Source organism: Burkholderia sp. BCC0397, from assembly GCF_902832865.1.
Taxonomy (GTDB): domain Bacteria; phylum Pseudomonadota; class Gammaproteobacteria; order Burkholderiales; family Burkholderiaceae; genus Burkholderia.
This window is the reverse complement of sequence record NZ_CADFDL010000001.1, coordinates 556,188-573,857: the sequence shown is the minus strand read 5'-3', so window position 1 is coordinate 573,857 and position 17,670 is coordinate 556,188. Positions and strand designations below refer to the sequence as shown.

Sequence of the window (17,670 nt, the reverse complement as noted above, 5' to 3'; positions counted from 1 at the left end):
AGCCCGAACGCGAATTACGTTCGATATTTGCGCACCTATACTGGGCTCGCTCAATGCCCGGATGCCTCCATGCGCGAAGTCAGATACGTCAAAGGACTCGACGGCCTGCGAGCCCTCGCCGTCATCCTCGTTTTCCTGTCCCACAAGGGCCATGTCCTTGCCGTCGACGTCGGCAAGCTTGGCGTGTGGACGTTTTTCCTCATCAGCGGATTCCTGATCGTCGGCGAGCTGCATCGCAACCGCCAGGCGGTCGAGCGCGGCACCCTGACGCGCCGCCACGCGCTGGCGCTGTTCCTCGCGAAGCGCGCACTGCGGATCTTTCCCGTGTATTACCTGCTGCTCGCGGCGCTCGCGATCGCGCACGCGCTGTTCTACCAGCGCGGCGTCAACCTCGGGCTCGCATGGCACGCGGCGTTCCTGTCGAATTACTGGATCGGCGTCGTCAAGGACGGCTGGCCGGGCTCCACGTCGCACTTCTGGAGCCTCGCCGTTGAACAGCAGTTCTATCTGATCGCGCCGCTCGCGCTGCTCGCGGTGCCCGCCGCGCGACACGTCGCGCTCGGCGTCGCGGCCGTCGTGCTGTGCGCGGTCGCGCATCTCGCGCTCTACCTGTCGGACGCGTCGCCGGTGCTGATCTACGCGTTTTCCCCGTGGAATTTCGCGTTGATCGCGCTCGGCGGCGTCGGCGCGATGGCGCTCGCCGATCGCGGCGCGGCCGCCGCGCGCCGCGTGCCGCCCGGCTGGCTCGGCGCGGCCGGCGTCGCCTTCTTCCTCGTGCTGCCCGCCTGCACGGCGTTGCCCGATGCGGTCGCGGGGCTCGCGGATCTCGGCCTGTCCGTGTCGCTCGGCGCGCTGATGCTGTGGATCGTCAACGAGCCCGAGCATCCCGTCGTCGCGCTGCTCGACTGGGCGCCGCTCGCCTATCTCGGCACGATCAGCTACGGCTTCTACCTGTTCCACAACCTGATTCCGGCGCGCTTCGGCGCGCTGCCCGCGTCGTTCGCGCACGTGCCGATGCCGGACATCGTCCGCGACGCGCTGCCGGAAATGCTGCAATTCGCGCTCGCCGTGCTGCTCGCGCACCTGTCCTGGCGCTATCTCGAAAAGCGGCTGCTCGACTTCAAGAAGCCGATCGCCGCGATGCTGGCCCGGTACTTCGCCGCACAGCCGAGCGCGTCGCCGCGCTGAGCGAGACACCGGCACGGATGCGACGCAGCCGGCCAATGCGCGGCGCACCGGCGACGCCGGGCACCGAAACGGTGCGGCGCCAGCCCCTTCTCTATCCGCAACACATGCTGCGTCGGCGGATGGAAGTCCGCGCAAGGCATCGGGGTGCGTCGGCGACGTCCATTGCGAATCGACGCCGGTCGAGCATCGACGGCTATCGCGTCGCGCAATCGTCGATCAGGCCGCACGCGACCGGCACGTCGGCACCGGTTTGATCGCCACGGCCGCCCGGGTATCGCACGCCGCACGCCGCACGCCGCACGCCGGTAATCGAACCACGGCCCCGCGTCACGCCGGAATCACTGCGCACGCATCCGTTCGAACCCGCCCGGATGCGGCACGACCGATCACCCCGCCACGCCGCGCGCCCCCGCCTCGCACGCACGCAAAAAAGCCCCGGCGCACAAGGCAGCCGGGGCCAACGGAACAACCACCACCTGAAACAGCGGAGCAGTGCGGCTGCTTATGCGACAGCAGCCAGCGCGGGCAAGCAGGTACGCAGGTACGCCTCGAATTCGCGGCTCACTTCCGGATGCTGGAGCGCAAGCTCGACGGTTGCCTTCAGATAGCCGATCTTGCTGCCGCAATCGAAACGCGTGCCGAAGTAGCGATACGCGAGCACCTGTTCGTTCGCGAGCAGCGACTGGACGGCGTCGGTCAGCTGCAGTTCGCCGCCCGCGCCCGGCTTGAGCTTGCGCAGATGATCGAAGATCGTCGGCATGAACACGTAGCGGCCGACCACGCCGAGGTTCGACGGTGCATCCTCCGGCGCCGGCTTCTCGATGATGCCCGACAGCTTGATGATGTCCTCTTCCCACTCCCGGCCTTCGACGACGCCGTACGAGCGGCTGTCCTCGCGTGGGATCGTCTCGACCCCGATCACCGAGCTGTGATAGTGGTCGAACACGTCGACGAGCTGCTTGAGCACCGGCTGCTCGCCGTGCAGCAGGTCGTCGGCGAGGATCACCGCGAACGGCTCGCCGTGCACGAGCTTCTCCGCGCACAGCACCGCGTGGCCGAGACCGAGCGCTTCCGGCTGGCGCACGTAGAAGCAGTTGACGTGGCTCGGCTTGATGCCGCGCACGAGCTCGAGCAGCTTTTCCTTGCCGCGCGCCTCGAGCTCGGCCTCGATCTCGTACGACTTGTCGAAGTGATCCTCGATCGCGCGCTTGCTGCGCCCGGTGACGAAGATCATCTCGGTGATACCGGCGTTGATCGCTTCCTCGACCGCGTACTGAATCAGCGGCTTGTCGACGACGGGCAACATTTCCTTCGGGCTCGCCTTCGTTGCCGGGAGGAACCGCGTTCCGAGACCGGCAACGGGAAACACGGCCCTGGTGACTTTCAACATGTTCGCATCCTGATAGCGTTGACTGCGCCGCGTCGACCCGCGACCCGGCGCGATTGTGTTCCGAACGGCATATCGAGAATCGACGGTACTGCCAATTCCACTCCGTTCATTTTCGATATGAACTGATTGCCCAATTATTTCAGAAAAAATATAATCGTTTCAAGCCGGTCGATATTGCCGAACCGATTGCCGAAGCAGAAACAAATTACCGATTTTCCGGATACAAATTCTTACGATTCGAATTCCTCGATATAGGGCACGCCGCCCCGCTCGAGGCCCGGACGAATCGGTTCGTTCTTCAGCGCCTCACGGTACGCCGACAGCACGGCCATGACCAGCAGTACTGCAGCGCTCGCGATCCAATGCATGTCCATCTTGCCGCTCCTTGCATCAATCAACTGGAGCTTCAAACTATCAGAAAAAAATCGGCAAATAATTGGAACCCCTCGAGGACCCGCTTTCAGGCCGTGATAAATCCATGATGTGGAATACCGATATTTCCGGGCGGTATTTTTTTATTCATTGACCGAATTCTTGCGCATTACGATTGGATGAAACTTCCCGTCCATCCGTCGCAAGGAATCGAATCGCATGCAAGCTTTCAGCGGATCATCTCTGGCCGCGCCGCCCGTCGCCGATCACAAGGAACACGTGATCGACGCGATGCGCGGCTTCGCGGCGCTGCTCGTCGCCTATTTCCACTGCCGCCAGGTCGTCTGGGTCGGCATGCAGAGCTTCCATCAGGCTTACGGCCATGCACTGAGCCCGGGCGTGATCGCCGGCTACCTGACCTTCCCGTTCGCATGGGGCTCCGCCGGCGTACCGATCTTCTTCGTGATCAGCGGCTACTGCATCCACCGCAATGCGGCGCTCAAGCTCGCGGCCAATCCCGCGTACCGGCTCGACGCGCCGAACTTCTGGGTGCGCCGCTTCGCGCGTATCTACCCGGTGCTGCTCGCCGCGCTGCTGTTCACGCTCGCGCTCGACGCGGTCAGCCTGCAGATCGAGCCCGTCAGCCACAAGATCCGCGACGTCGGCCTCGTCGCGTTCCTCGTGAACCTGTTCTCGCTGCAGGGCGTCGCCGGCTACACGTACGGGTCGAACGGCGCGTTGTGGACGCTGTCGCTCGAAGTGCAGTTCTACGCGATCTACCCGCTGCTGTTCGCGCTGCGCCGGCGCATCGGCATGCCGGCCGTCGTGGCCGCGGTCGCGCTCGTCAACGTCGCGTCGGCGTGGCTGCTCGAACGGCACGACCTGCAGTTCTTCACGTCGTACTGGCTGTCCTGGACGATCGGCGCATGGATCGCCGACGTGCGCGCGCAGCAGTCGCGCGGCACGGCCGTCGTGCCGTCGCGCGCGTGGTACGTCGCGGCCGCCGTGCTGCTGGCCGCCGGCTGCGGCGCGTTCCATTTCGGCCAGTACGGCGCGTTCCAGCTGTGGTCGGCCGGCTTCGCATGCTTCCTGTACCGCGCGCTCGCCCGCCCGCCGCGCCCGACGCCGCCGCTGCGCGTGCTGAGCTGGTTCGGCGACTTCAGCTACTCGCTGTACCTGATCCACCTGCCGCTGTTCGTCTGCCTCGGCTCGGTGCTGTTCCACTCCGAACTGCAACTGTCGATCTGGCCGTCGTTCGCGTTCATGGCCGTCGCGATTCCGGTGGCGTACCTGTTCTACCGGATGTTCGAACGGCCGGCGATGATGTGGTCGGCCAGCTTCAAGCCGACCCGCGCCGCCCGCGTCGCAACATCGGCACCGGAACAGACTGCCTGAGCGCGCCGTTCCGGCGCTCCCGGCCCCCGTGCAGCGTCTGGTTGCGCGGGGGCTTTTTCATGAGTGGGACAGGTGCGGGGATGCGGCTGCGCGGCTGGGCGCGGCGGGTGCGACGTCCCGACGTGTATCAGCCGTGCGTAGCGCCCGCCGGGGCGGCCGCGCTACCGTCGCCCCGGCCACCCCACCCGATTCCCTGCGCGATCGGACTGCGCCACCTCCTGGCGTCCGCAAGGCGATCCCGATGGAACCGCTTCCGATCCCGGGCCCACGAAACAAGCATCCAGGCATCGACATCGGCGGCGTCCGGCAAGCCGAGCATCGACGGCGGCGACGGAACGAGCCAACGCGACCGGAAATTCATCCAGGCCTGCCGCAATAGTCCGCGCTGAACGCACGAGACAGACCTCCCCAAAGACGAAGCCCCCATGCAGCGCAACACCGCATGAGGGCCCGTTTGCCGCCGGTTCACGACGCCCCGCGTCGCGGGCCGCCGCCGGCTACCGCTTCTTCGCCTTCGCGGCCTTGGCCGTATCCGCGAGGATCTTCTCGACCCGCTCCACGTAGGTTTCAGTCCCGAACCGGCGCACCGCGGTCGCACGCCCGCTCGCGACGAGCCGCTCGCGCAGCGCGCCGTCGCGCTTGAGCGTCGCCAGCGCATCGGCCAGCGCGGCCGCGTTGCCCGGCTCGCAGAGCAGCCCGTTGTCGCCGTCCTCGATGATCTCGACGACGCCGCCCGCACGCGCCGCGACGACCGGCCGGCGCGCAAGCATCCCTTCGACGATCACGCGCCCGAACGGCTCCGGCGTGATCGACGTGTGCGCGACGACGTCGACCGCCGTCATGCACGCGGCCACGTCGCGCTGGAACCCGAGGAAATGCACGCGTTCGTCCATCCCGTGCTGCGCGACGTATTCGTGCAGCTGCGCCGCATAGTCGTCCTCGCCGAACAGCGGCGCGCCGACCAGCACCACGTGCATGTCGGGATGCCGCGCGGCGGCCTCCAGCAGCACGTGCTGCCCCTTCCAGCGCGCGAGACGGCTGAACGAGCCGACCAGCCACGCGTCGCTGGGCAACCCGAGGCGCGCGCGCAGCGCGGCCTGGCTCACGCCTTCCAGCGCATCGAACGGTTCGGCCGAAATGCCGTTGAACACGACGTCGACGTGCTGCGGCGTGAAGCCCGTCAGCGCGCGGAACGCCTGCGCGGACGCGTCGGAGTTCGCGATCACGCGCGTGACGCCGAACCGCGCGCAGTACTTGATCGCCTGCAACTGCTTGCCGCCGAAATGGTCGGTGCTGACGATGTCGCGCAGATGCCAGACCACCGGCTTGCGCGCGAGCCGCCCGGCGAGCGCGGCGACCACCATCGCGCGTTGCGTGTTCGCGTAGATCACCTCGGCGCGGCGCGCGCGCCGGGCAACGTCGCGCACCAGCCGCACGAGCTGCTTCACCGCGCCGAACGACACGCCGCCCTGCTTGCGCACGCCCGCGAGTGCGCCCTGCTCGACCACGTCGACGCGTGCGCCGATCTCGTCGAGCGCCGCGCGGAACGGGCCGTCGTCGAACAGCAGCACGTCGGCGTTCGCGCGCATGTGCTTCATGATCTCGAGCAGCGACAACTCGGCGCCGCCCAGCACGCCGCTCTGGTCGAGCACGAGCGTCGCCGGGCCGCGCGCGGCCGGCAGCGGGGCGGCCATGCCGCGCTGCGCGGTCGAGCCGGGCAGCGCCTGCTCCACGTAGTCGAGGAAGCGCCGCCGGAACGTATCGGCGGAAAACCGCTCCGCGTTCGCGCGGCACGCGCCCGGCGTGAAGCGCTGCGGCGCGCGCTCGAAATCGTCGACGGCCGCGACGATCGCGTGCGGCGTCTGTTCGTCGAAGAAGAGGCCGGTCGGGTTCAGGTTCGATTGCGGGTCGAGCACGGTTTCGAGCGCCCCGCCCTTGCCGTACGCGATGACCGGCGTGCCGCATGCCTGCGCCTCGACCACCGAGATGCCGAAATCCTCCTCGGCCGCGAACACGAACGCCTTTGCGCGCCGCATCCGGTCGTGCAGCACCGCGAACGGCTGGTAGCCCATGATCTCGACGTTCGGGCCGGCCTTCGCGCGGATCTTCTGCATCTCTGGGCCGTCGCCGATCACGACGAGCTTGCGCTCGGGCGTTTTCGAGAAGGCCTCGACGATCAGGTCGATCTTCTTGTACGGCACCATCCGCGACGCGGTCAGGTAGAAGTCCTCCTTCACCGCGTTCAGCGAGAACGCGTCGACGTCGACCGGCGGGAAGATCACCGCTGCGTCGCGGTGATAGACCTTCTTGATGCGTCGCGCGATGAACGCGGAATTCGCGACGAAGCCGTCCACCGCGTTCGCGGTGCGCGTGTCCCAGTTGCGGATGTAATGCAGGATCATCCGCGCGAGCAGCGATTTCGGCCCGTGCGTGAGATTCGACTGTTCCAGATACTGGTGCTGCAGATCCCACGCATAGCGGATCGGCGAATGCACGTAGCTGATGTGCACCTGGTCCGGCCCGGTCAGCACGCCCTTCGCGACCGCGTGGCTGCTCGAGATCACGAGGTCGTACTCGGACACGTCGAGCTGCTCGATCGCGAGCGGCATTAGCGGCAGGTAGCTGCGGTACTTGGTGCGTGCGAACGGCAGCTTCTGGATGAACGACGTCGTCACCGGCTTGCCGCGCACGAACGCGCGATCGTCGAGGAAATCGACGAGGCTGAACAGGTCCGCGTCGGGAAAGCACGCGACGATCTGTTCGAGCACGCGCTCGGCTCCCGCATAGGTGACGAGCCAGTCGTGGACGATCGCCACGCGCAGCGCACGCGCCGGCTGCCGCGCGCCGGCCCGTTCGGCCGGCACCGTGCGGTGCAGCGCGGCGGCGTCGCCCGGGTGGGCCACGGCGGCATCGGCCGTGGCGAGATTCATGACGGCGTGTTCCGCCAGATCGCGATTCATGCAGTTCTCCTCGCATTGAGACGGACAAACAGGTCACGCACGAGTGCGCGCAATCCCGGCGTCATCGTGAGCGACCACGCGACATTCAGCACCAGCACGGCCGCGCACATGCCGATCGACTGGACCAGCCCCGGCCATGCCTGCGCCAGGAACAGGCTCGCCAGCAGGAACGCGAGATGGGCGAGCATGTCGAGCACGATCGCGCGCATCCGGATCGCCGACAGATACAACAGCACGCCGTAGTCGACGAGCGCGCGCGCCGCGACGACCACCGCCGCGCCGATCAGCCCGAAGTGATGAATGCCGAACCACAGGCCGCCGACGAAGAACGGCATCTCGACGAGCCCGGCGAATGCCGCGCGGGCCGGGTTGACCTGCGACTGGATCAGGATCCGCGTGACGCTCGCCTGGCCGACGAGCCACACGCTGATCACGAGCACGCGGCCGACCGGCGCCGAATGCGCGGCGAGATCGGCGCCGACCCACAGCGTGAGGAACGGCGCGAGCGCGAAGATCGCGACGATGCCCACCGGCGTGAACACGCCGTTCAGGAATTCGAGCGACTGGCGCGCGAGGGTATCCGCATGATCGCGGCCGACCGCCGACAGGCGCGGGAACAGCGTGCGCACCAGCGCGTTCGGCAGCATGTTCAGGCGCGTGACGAGGTTCTGCGGCACCGTGTAGTAGGTGACGAACTTCGCGCCCATGCCGGCGCCGAGCATCACGCGGTCGAGCGTGTCGGCGATCATGCTCGTCATGCTCGCGATCAGCATCCAGCCGCCGAAGTTGAACAGCCCCTTCGCGGTGCCCCACTGCGGCGGGTCGATGCGGCGGATGCCGAGCACCTTGATGCTGGCCTGACCGAGCATCACCGCGGCGATCAGCCGCGCGACGACGGCCGCAGCGAGCACCGTCTGCAGGTTCGGCGCGATCCACCACGCGGCGCCGAGCGGCAGCAGTTGGAACAGGAACGTGCCGATCGTCTGGTTCGTGTTGAACACGCCGAACCGTTCGGCGCCGTTGATCGCGCCGGCGAACACCCACGACACGTTCGCGAGCGGAATCGCGAGCGCGAGCCACGGCAGCGCGAGATACACCTCGTGCTGCATCGCGGCCGACACCTTCGTGAAATACGCGGTGTAGACGAACGCGCCGAAGTAGATCAGCAGCCCGCCCGCGATGCCGGTGCCGAGATTCAGCCAGAACGCGCTCCAGAACACGCGCGCGCTTTCGTCGGCGTTGCCGCTCGCGAGCGCCTTCGAGATGTGGTTCTGCGCGGCCATGCTCATCCCGAGATCGAGGATCCCGAAATAGCCGATCAGCGTCCACACGAGGCTGACGACGCCGTAGCGTTCGACGCCGAGCGCGTGGATATACGCGGGCACCGTCACCAGCGACACGAAGGTCGGCAGGATCAGCCCGATGAAGTTGATCGAAACGTTCTTGAGTATGCCTTTGTCCATGCTTATGCCTTGAGTGACGTCGACGACGGCGCGCCGCCCGTCACGGTTTCCAGCGATACATCAGCACCTTGCCGCGCGCGTCTTCCTCGACGAACACGAGGTATTCGCCGTTCTCGCGCCGGAATGCGCTGATGCCGAACGGCACGTCGACCCAGCCCGACGCCTTGCCAACCTCCGCGCCCGGGCTCATCACGCCCACTTCCTTGCCGGTGTCCTTTTCGTACACGTGGATCTTGCCGACCGGCTCCACGGTGAAGATGTAGCGGCCCTCGACGGTGATCCCGATCAGGTCGAAGATCGGCTTCGCATCGAGCTTCCACGGCAGCGCCACCTGGTAGCGCACGACTGGCGAGCCCGTCGACCACTTGTCGAAGCGGACCAGCACGCGCCCGACTTCCTTGTTGATGCCCGGCTGCGGCGGCGCGTCGGCCGTGTAGCCGGTCACGTACAGCGTGTCGGTCTGCGGCTCGTAGATCGCGCGGCGCAGCTGCGTGAACGGCTGCGGCATCGGGTAGGTCGTGACCTTGTCGTACGAATAGATCGGGTTGCCGGCCTTGTCGACGCCGCCGTACTGGAAGCGGTGGATGCCGCGCACGTCGCTCGTGCGCCAGATGTCGCCCTTCGTGTCGACCCACCAGCCCCAGCCGCCCGCCTTCGCCTTGCCTGTCGTGTTGATCTCGGACTCGTCGGCATCGATCCGGCCGTTGCCGTTCGCGTCGCGCCACAGCCAGTCGCCGCCCGGCGGCTTGTTCGGCACCTTGTCGACCGGCCGCGCGCGGCCCGCGATCAGGCCGGACGGAATCGCGACCTCGCCGTCGCGCTTCGCGTCGAAGCGGTAGATCTTCAGGTGATCGGCGTACATGTCGGTCAGGTACAGGAACGTACGGCCGTCGACGCGCCGCGCGATCGGCATGCCCGGATACTGGTCCGTGTGGAACACCGGATCGTCCGGATACTTGAAGCGGTTCGACAGGAAGCCGACGTATTTCCAGTCCTGGCCCGGCGGCTTCGACAGGTCGAGCTCGAAGCGCTTGTTGCCCGTGTACACGCTGTTCGGCCGCGCGGGGTCGAGCCACGCGCCGTCGACGAACAGCAGCCCCTGCACCTGCCAGCGCAGCTTGCCGTCCGGTGTGTAGCTTTCCAGCACCGCGCCGAGCCCTGCGCCGATCGTGTCGTGGCGCGGCCCGATCCCGTTCATCGACACATAGATGTTGCCGGCGCGGTCGACACCGACGCCCGTCAGCCCGTTGAAGCGCTGCGGCCCCGGCCGGCCCGGCACCGGGCCCGCGAAGATGCCGCCGCGCTCGCCGAGCGTGCCCGACGGCGCATAGCCGTTGCCGCCTTTCGAGAAGATCAGGATCTGCTGGCGCGGCCCGTTGTCCGCGACCAGCACGCGCCCTTTCGCGTCGACCGCCACGTCCACCGCGTCGGTGCCTTCCGGCAGCGCCGGCGCGTCGTCGAGCTTGCGGCCGTCGGCCCGCACGTGCACGAGATGCGCGGGCCCGCCCAGCGTATCGGTCAGCAGCCACAGCGTGCCGTCGCCCGCGAGCGCGATGCGGCCCGGCTCGTGCGCGCTCCACGTGCCCTTCTGCTGCATCGTCTCGGCGTCGTACACGTCGACCGCGTCATGCGACGGGTTCGTCGCGAACAGCGTCTTGTCGTCGGCCGCGAGGCCGCCCACTTCTGCCTTCGCCTCGCCCACTTCCGAACGCGCGGGGGCCGGCACCTCGTTCATCATCATGAAGCTGGCGGCCATCCGTGCGCGGCCGGTATCGGCGCGCCCGCCCGGTGCGACCTGCGGCGCCGCGCGAAACGGCGCGGGCTGCTTCATGTCGCCGATCGTGCGCCGCGAGATGCCGAACCATTGCTTGCCCTTGTCCGGCCAGATGCCGGGCGACTGCAGGTGGCCGCGCTCGTTGCCGACGCCGATCGCGACGTACGCGTACTTGCTGTTCACCGCGATCGCGTTGCCGCCGAGATTGCCCCAGCCGTGCGTGCCGCCGGCGAAGCCGAGCATCTTCCCGTCCTGGTAGACGCTCGCCTCGGCGCCGCTCTCGTCCCACGGCGCATTCGTATACACCTTGCCCTCGGGCGTCACCGCGATCGCGCGGATGTCGATCTGCGTCCAGCTGCCGTCGCCATAGCCGAACGTGTTGCCGATCCACGACGTCGTCGCGGGCAACACCGTTTCGGCCGGCACGGCGCTCGTCAGCAGCGCCGCGCCTACCGTCATGCCAACCAGAATCAGACGTCGCAATGCGCTTCTCCAGACTCGATGCAACAGCGACCGGCGCCGCCACGGATCGCCCGCGGCGGCGCCCTGTCGCTAAATGGGTTTCAAACGTCGCGATGCAGGTTACAAGCAAAAATAATCACAAGAAATTTGGAAATATTTGGGGATGTTTCTGCCTGAAATATCGAACCGGAACAGCCTGTAAATGACGTCCGGAAACGGCAATAACGACCGCCTTTCAGCCGCTGCCGTGTAGAAAATTCCGCTCCGCGCCGCCTGCCACACCCGTCCGGCGCAAACCTTTCATCTCGCGATCGCAATAATCGGCATTTGAATATTTGGCGACGGATAAATGACGCGCGTTTTTTTACCGATTTCTTTTCCCTAGAATCGATTTCGATTCCCTATTCCATTTAAAGGCATGCAATACGTACACGCATCGGATGCGGGTCGTGAAGGAGCCGCGCGATGACGGCCCTGTCGCGCCCCGCCGACCTCGCCCCGCCGCAACACGGCCGCATCGTCCAGCTGGACGGGCTGCGCGCGATCGCGGTGGGCGCCGTATTCCTGCAGCACGCGCTGAAGGCGCCGCTGTGGATGGGCGTCGATCTGTTCTTCGTGCTGAGCGGCCTGCTGATCACCGGCATCCTGCTCGATCGCAAGGCGCGCGGGCAGTCGTACTTCAGCCACTTCTACGCGCGCCGCGTACGCCGCATCCTGCCGCCGTACGTGCTGCTGCTGGTGGTGTCGACGCTGCTGTTCGGTGCGAGCTGGCTGCCGCACTGGCCGTGGTTCGCGTTCTTCTCGACCAATATCGGGCTGTCGCTCGGCAGCATCGGCCATGACAGCCTGAACGTGCTGTGGTCGCTCGCGGTCGAGGAGCAGTTCTACATCTTCTGGCCGTTCGTCGTGCTGTGGTGCTCGGAGCGCGCGCTGCTGTGGGTCGCCGCCGCGCTGATCGTCGCGGCGCCGGTGCTGCGCGCGATCGCGACGCCGTGGTTCGATTCGTTCTGGCCGATCTACTACCTGACGCCGTTCCGGATGGACCTGCTCGCGGCCGGCGCATTGCTCGCGATCGTGCTGCGCCGCGACCGGCGCGCGCTGGAGCCGTTCTACCCGCTCGCGATCGTCGGCGCGCTCGTGTCGCTCGCGATCCTCGGCTGGCTGCACCTGTCGTTCCCGCGCTTTCGCGCCGCGAACACGCCGCTGTCGAACGCTGCGCTCTACAGCATCTCGCTGCTGCTGTGCACGTCGATCGTCGTGATCGCGCTGCGCGGCCGCGGCCTCGTGCAGCGCGTGCTGACGAACCCGATGCTCGTCTACGTCGGCACCGTCAGCTACACCGTCTACCTGATCCACCTGAGCGTGCTGTACGCGCTGTGGCCGCTGCACCTGAACCGCTTCGTCACGGCCGCGCTCGCGCTGGCGATCACGCTCGCTTACGCGACCCTGAGCTGGTACGGCTTCGAACGGCGCCTGACGCGCGGGCCTGCGCGCCGCGTGGTGCCGGCCGCCGCCGGCACGACCGCCTGAATTTCATCATCCATCGCTTCTACCAGGACAACGCCATGAGCCAAACTCGTAAAAAGGCCATCATCACCGGAATTTCGGGGCAAGACGGTGCGTACCTGACCAAACTGCTGCTCGACAAGGGCTACGAGGTCACCGGCACCTACCGCCGCACCAGCTCGGTGAACTTCTGGCGCATCGCCGAGCTTGGCGTCGACACGCACCCGAACCTGACGCTCGTCGAACACGACCTGACCGACGCCGGTTCGAGCCTGCGCCTGCTCGAACGCACGCAGCCGGACGAACTCTACAACCTGGCCGCGCAAAGCTTCGTCGGCGTGTCGTTCGACCAGCCGGCGACGACCGCCGAAGTGACCGGCATCGGCCCGCTGAACCTGCTCGAGGCGATTCGCGTCGTGAGCCCGAAGACGCGCTTCTACCAGGCGTCGACGTCCGAGATGTTCGGCAAGGTGCAGGCCATTCCGCAAACGGAAACCACCGCGTTCTATCCGCGCAGCCCGTACGGCGTCGCGAAGCTGTACGCGCACTGGATGACCGTGAACTACCGCGAATCGTACGGCCTGTTCGGCAGCAGCGGCATCCTGTTCAACCACGAATCGCCGCTGCGCGGCCGCGAATTCGTCACGCGCAAGATCACCGACACGATCGCGAAGATCAAGCTGGGCAAGGCGACCCGCCTCGAACTGGGCAATCTCGACGCGAAGCGCGACTGGGGCTTCGCGCTCGAATACGTCGAAGGCATGTGGCGGATGCTGCAGGCCGACGAGCCCGACACCTACGTGCTCGCGACCAACCGCACCGAAACCGTGCGCGACTTCGTGCGGATGGCGTTCACGGCGGCCGGCTACCAGATCGAATGGACCGGCAAGGGCGAGCAGGAGCGCGGCCTCGACGCGTCGACCGGCAACGTGCTCGTCGAAGTGAACCCGAAGTTCTACCGCCCGGCCGAAGTCGACCTGCTGATCGGCTGCGCGGACAAGGCGAAAAGCAAACTTGGCTGGGAACCCAGGACGACGCTCGAACAACTTTGCCAGATGATGGTCGAAGCGGATTTGACGCGGAATCAACACCATGACACGTTCTGAAACCGGGCGTCCGTCGCGCCGTGCGTTCGTCACGGGCCTGACGGGCTTCACCGGTCGCTACATGGCCGAACGCCTGCAGGCGGCCGGCTATGACGTCTGGGGCACGGTCGCGCCCGGCACGCCCCGCCCCGCCGATCCGGCGTTCGCACACTGCACGCTGCTGCCCGTCGACCTGCTCGACGCGGAGGCCATGCGCGCGGCCGCGGCCGACGCACGACCCGACGCGGTCGTGCATCTCGCCGCGCGTGCGCATGTCGCCCAGGACGAGCCGTCGCAGACCTACGCGGTCAACATCGTCGGCACGCGCAACCTGCTGGCGGCGCTCGCCGGCCTCGACCGCCGTCCGTCGGCGGTGCTGCTGGCAAGCAGTGCGAACATCTACGGCAATTCGACGGCCGGCGTGCTCGACGAAACCGTCGCGCCTGCCCCGGCGAACGACTACGCGGTCAGCAAGCTCGCGATGGAATATGCAGCGAAGCTCTGGGCCGACCGCCTGCCGATCGTGATCGCACGGCCGTTCAACTACACGGGTGTCGGCCAGAGCGATGCGTATCTGCTGCCGAAGCTCGTCGCGCACTATGCGAGCAACGCACCGCGGATCTCGCTCGGCAACCTCGACGTGAGCCGCGATTTCTCCGACGTGCGCGACGTGACGGCCGCCTATCTGAAGCTGGTCGAAGCCGCGCCGGCCGGCGAGACGTTCAACGTCTGCGCGGAGCGCGCGTATTCGCTGAAGGAAGTGCTGGCGATGCTGTCGCGCATCGCCGGCTACGTGATCGACGTGACGATCGATCCGCGCTTCGTGCGACACAACGAAGTGAAAAGCCTGAGCGGGTCGCGCGACAAGCTGCGGCGCGCGGTGGGCGAATTACCGGTCACGCCGCTCGACGAAACGCTGCGATGGATGGTTGACGCGATGCGTGCTGCACCGCCCGGGCACGCCGCCGGCTGAACGGGAAAACACGCGCGCGACGGCATGCGCCGAAACGACAACGGGCCGCTCTCTCGAGCGGCCCGTTTCATTCATGCCGATCCGAAAACCGGCTGCATCGGTCAGCCGTCCAGACCGCGCGCAAGATCGTTGCGAATATCGCCTGCATGCTCGAGGCCGACCGCGAGGCGGATCAGCCCCTCGGTGATCCCCGCCGCCGCGCGCGCTTCCGGCGTGATGCGGCCGTGCGTCGTGGTGGCCGGATGCGTGATCGTCGTGCGCGTGTCGCCGAGGTTGCCGGTGATCGACACCAGCTTGGTGGCGTCGATCACACGCCATGCGTTCGCGCGCTGCTGCTCCGGCGTGTCGCCCTTCAGCTCGAACGACACGATCGCGCCGCCCGCCTTCTGCTGGCGCTTCGCGAGTTCATGCTGCGGATGCGATTCGAGCCCCGGATAGAACACGCGCGCCACCGCCGGATGCGAGTCGAGCCAGCGCGCGATCTCCAGCGCGTTCGCCGATTGCTTCTCGACGCGCAGCGACAGCGTCTCCATCCCCTTCAGCAGCACCCACGCGTTGAAGGCCGACAGCGTCGGGCCCGCGCTGCGCACGAACGGAAACACCTTGCCCATGATGAATTCCTTCGAGCCGACCAGCGCGCCGCCGAGCACGCGGCCCTGCCCGTCGAGGAATTTCGTCGCCGAGTGCATCACGACGTCCGCGCCGAGCTTCAGCGGCTGCTGCAGCACCGGGCTGCAGAAACAGTTGTCGACGACGAACAGCGCGTTCGCGGCCTTCGCGATCTTGCCGATCGCCTCGATGTCGGCGAGTTCGGTCAGCGGGTTCGACGGCGTCTCGAGGAAGAACATCTTCGTTTCCGGCCGCACGGCTTCCTGCCACGCGTTCAGGTCGGTCGGGTCGACGAAGGTCGTCGTGATCCCGAACTTGCTGAAGATCTGCGAGAACATCCCGAGCGTCGAGCCGAACAGGCTGCGCGAGCTGACGAGGTGGTCGCCCGCCTGCAGCGCGGACATCACGACCGACATGATCGCGGCCATGCCCGACGCCGTCGCGATGCACGCCTCGCCGCCCTCGAGCGCCGCGAGACGCTCCTGGAACATGGTGACGGTCGGGTTCGTGAAGCGCGAATAGGTGAAATACTCTTCCGAATTCGCGAAACGCTCGGCCGCGTCGGCCGCGCTCGAGAAGCAGAAGCTCGACGTGAGGAACAGCGCTTCCGAGTGCTCGTTGAAGTCGCTGCGCAGCGTGCCCGCGCGCACGGCAAGCGTGTCGAAGTTGAGGGAGTCGTCCATGTTCCGTTTTCCGTATTCGATGGCCGCGCCGACGGTCATGCATGAGGCGCGGACCCGGTCAAAACCGAGGCCAAAAAACAAAAAGCCCGCTATGCGTCGGCATCAGCGGGCTTCGGTGCGGTACGACAGCGATCGACTCGGGCCGGCTGCCGCCGGCCTTCGCTTTAGCTGTTTTGGGAAGTTGCCCCGCGTCCGCAAGCTGATATCAAATCGACGCAAGGCCACATCCTATCACGCCTCGATAAAAGCGTGCGCCGGCGTTACTCGACCGACAGTTGCAGGTTCATCTGCGAACGCTCGGTGTCGCCGGCCGTGTCGCGATCGGCCTGCGACGCCGGCGTGAGGCGCGCGCGCTCGATCCTGTCGAGATACTCGGGCGTCACGTCGCCGGTGATGTAGTTGCCGTCGAAGCACGACGCCTCGAAGCGCTCGAGCTTCGGGTTGATGTCGCGCACCGCGCGGCGCAGATCGTCGACGTCCTGGTAGATCAGGTGGTCGGCGCCGATGATCTTCGCGACTTCTTCATCGGTGCGGCCGTGCGCGACGAGCTCGCCGCGCGTCGGCATGTCGATGCCGTACACGTTCGGGAACTTCACGGGCGGCGCCGCCGACGCGAAGATCACCGACTTCGCGCCCGCATCGCGTGCCATCTGCACGATCTCGTGCGAGGTCGTGCCGCGCACGATCGAATCGTCGACGATCAGCACGTGCTTGTCCTTGAACTCGATGCTCATCGCGTTGAGCTTCTGGCGCACCGACTTCTTGCGCACGGCCTGCCCCGGCATGATGAACGTGCGGCCGACGTAGCGGTTCTTGAAGAAGCCTTCGCGATACTCGACGCCGAGCTTCGCGGCGACCTGCATCGCAGCCGGGCGCGACGAATCGGGAATCGGCATCACGACGTCGATCGGCACGTTCGGCAGTTCGCGCTTGATCTTCTCGGCGAGATAGTCGCCCATGCGCAGGCGCACGTTGTAGACCGGCACGCCGTCGAGGCACGAATCCGGACGGGCCAGATACACGTATTCGAACATGCACGGATTCAGCGTCGGGTTCTCCGCGCACTGCTGGCTGTGGAAGTTGCCGGCCTTGTCGATGAAGATCGCTTCGCCCGGCTCCAGATCACGCACGAATTCGAAACCGATACCTTCGACCGCCACCGACTCCGACGCGACCATCCACTCGGTGCCGTGTTCGGTCTCGAGTTTGCCGAGGCACAGCGGGCGGATGCCGAACGGATCGCGGAACGCGAGCAGGCCGTAGCCGGCGATCAGCGACACGATCGCATACGAACCCTGCAGGCGGCGATGCACGCCAGAAACCGCCTTGAACACCGACGCCGGATCGAGTTCGAGGCCCGTGGTCGACAGTTGCAGCTCGTGCGCGAACACGTTGAGCAGCACTTCGCTGTCGGAATTGGTGTTGATGTGCCGGCGGTCGATCCGGAACATCTCGTCCTTCAGTTGCTGCCAGTTCGTCAGGTTGCCGTTGTGCGCGAGGATGATCCCGAACGGCGCGTTCACGTAGAACGGCTGCGCCTCGGCCTCGCTCGACGCCGAGCCGGCCGTCGGGTAGCGCACCTGGCCGATGCCGTAGGTGCCGGGCAGGCTGCGCATGTTGCGCGTGCGGAACACGTCGCGCACCATGCCGTTCGCCTTGTACATGTGGAAATTGCTGCCGTCCGCCGTCGCAATGCCCGCCGCGTCCTGACCGCGATGCTGCAGCAGCAGCAGGCTGTCATAGATCAGCTGGTTGACCGGGGATTGGGAGATAACACCTACGATGCCGCACATGGCATGTCCTTCAAGAT

At 66.6% G+C, this 17,670-nt stretch carries 12 protein-coding genes; 5 read left to right on the top strand and 7 right to left on the bottom strand.

Features of this window, described 5'->3' with window-relative positions; all coding sequences use genetic code 11:
- Positions 1–69: 69 nt before the first annotated feature.
- Positions 70–1,188, top strand: a complete 1,119-nt coding sequence (locus HWX03_RS02670) for an acyltransferase (RefSeq protein ID WP_175870130.1) — start codon at positions 70–72, stop codon at positions 1,186–1,188.
- A 502-nt stretch (positions 1,189–1,690) separates the two neighbouring features.
- Here the strand turns inward: HWX03_RS02670 and galU are convergent.
- Together galU and HWX03_RS02660 are read right to left on the bottom strand one after the other, a co-directional pair.
- Positions 1,691–2,578 carry a UTP--glucose-1-phosphate uridylyltransferase GalU gene (gene galU / locus HWX03_RS02665; RefSeq protein WP_006754479.1) on the bottom strand — a complete coding sequence of 296 codons (888 nt, stop codon included), beginning with the start codon at positions 2,576–2,578 and terminating at the stop codon, positions 1,691–1,693.
- Between the two features lie 230 nt (positions 2,579–2,808).
- Complete coding sequence (locus tag HWX03_RS02660; protein WP_006479318.1) at positions 2,809–2,952, bottom strand: hypothetical protein; 144 nt, start codon at positions 2,950–2,952, stop codon at positions 2,809–2,811.
- A gap of 217 nt (positions 2,953–3,169) precedes the next feature.
- Here HWX03_RS02660 and HWX03_RS02655 point away from each other — a divergent pair, with 217 nt between their 5' ends.
- Positions 3,170–4,345, top strand: a complete 1,176-nt coding sequence (locus HWX03_RS02655; protein WP_175870129.1) for an acyltransferase — start codon at positions 3,170–3,172, stop codon at positions 4,343–4,345.
- Positions 4,346–4,842: 497 nt separating this feature from the next.
- On the opposite strand, the gene HWX03_RS02650 is transcribed toward HWX03_RS02655, so the two are convergent.
- From HWX03_RS02650 to HWX03_RS02640, 3 genes are read right to left on the bottom strand one after another with little or no spacing between them, the layout of a single operon-like run.
- Positions 4,843–7,305, bottom strand: coding sequence for a glycosyltransferase family 4 protein (locus tag HWX03_RS02650; protein WP_175870128.1), 2,463 nt, complete (start codon positions 7,303–7,305; stop codon positions 4,843–4,845).
- Positions 7,302–8,768, bottom strand: coding sequence for a flippase (locus tag HWX03_RS02645; RefSeq protein WP_175870127.1), 1,467 nt, complete (start codon positions 8,766–8,768; stop codon positions 7,302–7,304). The genes HWX03_RS02650 and HWX03_RS02645 overlap by 4 nt, the downstream gene beginning before the upstream one ends.
- A 40-nt stretch (positions 8,769–8,808) precedes the next feature.
- On the bottom strand, positions 8,809–11,001 hold the full coding sequence (locus HWX03_RS02640) for a hypothetical protein (protein ID WP_175870507.1): 2,193 nt from the start codon (positions 10,999–11,001) through the stop codon (positions 8,809–8,811).
- A gap of 468 nt (positions 11,002–11,469) precedes the next feature.
- On the opposite strand from HWX03_RS02640, the gene HWX03_RS02635 reads away from it, so the two are divergent.
- From HWX03_RS02635 to HWX03_RS02625, 3 genes are read left to right on the top strand one after another with little or no spacing between them, the layout of a single operon-like run.
- Positions 11,470–12,534 carry an acyltransferase gene (locus tag HWX03_RS02635; protein ID WP_174434167.1) on the top strand — a complete coding sequence of 355 codons (1,065 nt, stop codon included), beginning with the start codon at positions 11,470–11,472 and terminating at the stop codon, positions 12,532–12,534.
- 35 nt (positions 12,535–12,569) lie between these two features.
- The gene (gmd, locus tag HWX03_RS02630; protein WP_175870126.1) at positions 12,570–13,616 is read left to right on the top strand and encodes a GDP-mannose 4,6-dehydratase; all 1,047 of its coding nucleotides are present in this window, start codon (positions 12,570–12,572) and stop codon (positions 13,614–13,616) included.
- Positions 13,603–14,568, top strand: coding sequence for an NAD-dependent epimerase/dehydratase family protein (locus HWX03_RS02625; protein ID WP_174434169.1), 966 nt, complete (start codon positions 13,603–13,605; stop codon positions 14,566–14,568). The genes gmd and HWX03_RS02625 overlap by 14 nt, the downstream gene beginning before the upstream one ends.
- 101 nt (positions 14,569–14,669) lie before the next feature.
- On the opposite strand, the gene HWX03_RS02620 is transcribed toward HWX03_RS02625, so the two are convergent.
- Both HWX03_RS02620 and purF read right to left on the bottom strand, forming a co-directional pair.
- Entirely contained in the window at positions 14,670–15,860 is a 1,191-nt protein-coding gene (locus HWX03_RS02620) for an O-succinylhomoserine sulfhydrylase (protein WP_175870125.1), read from the bottom strand.
- A gap of 260 nt (positions 15,861–16,120) precedes the next feature.
- Positions 16,121–17,653 carry an amidophosphoribosyltransferase gene (purF, locus tag HWX03_RS02615; protein WP_175819227.1) on the bottom strand — a complete coding sequence of 511 codons (1,533 nt, stop codon included), beginning with the start codon at positions 17,651–17,653 and terminating at the stop codon, positions 16,121–16,123.
- Positions 17,654–17,670: the final 17 nt, after the last annotated feature.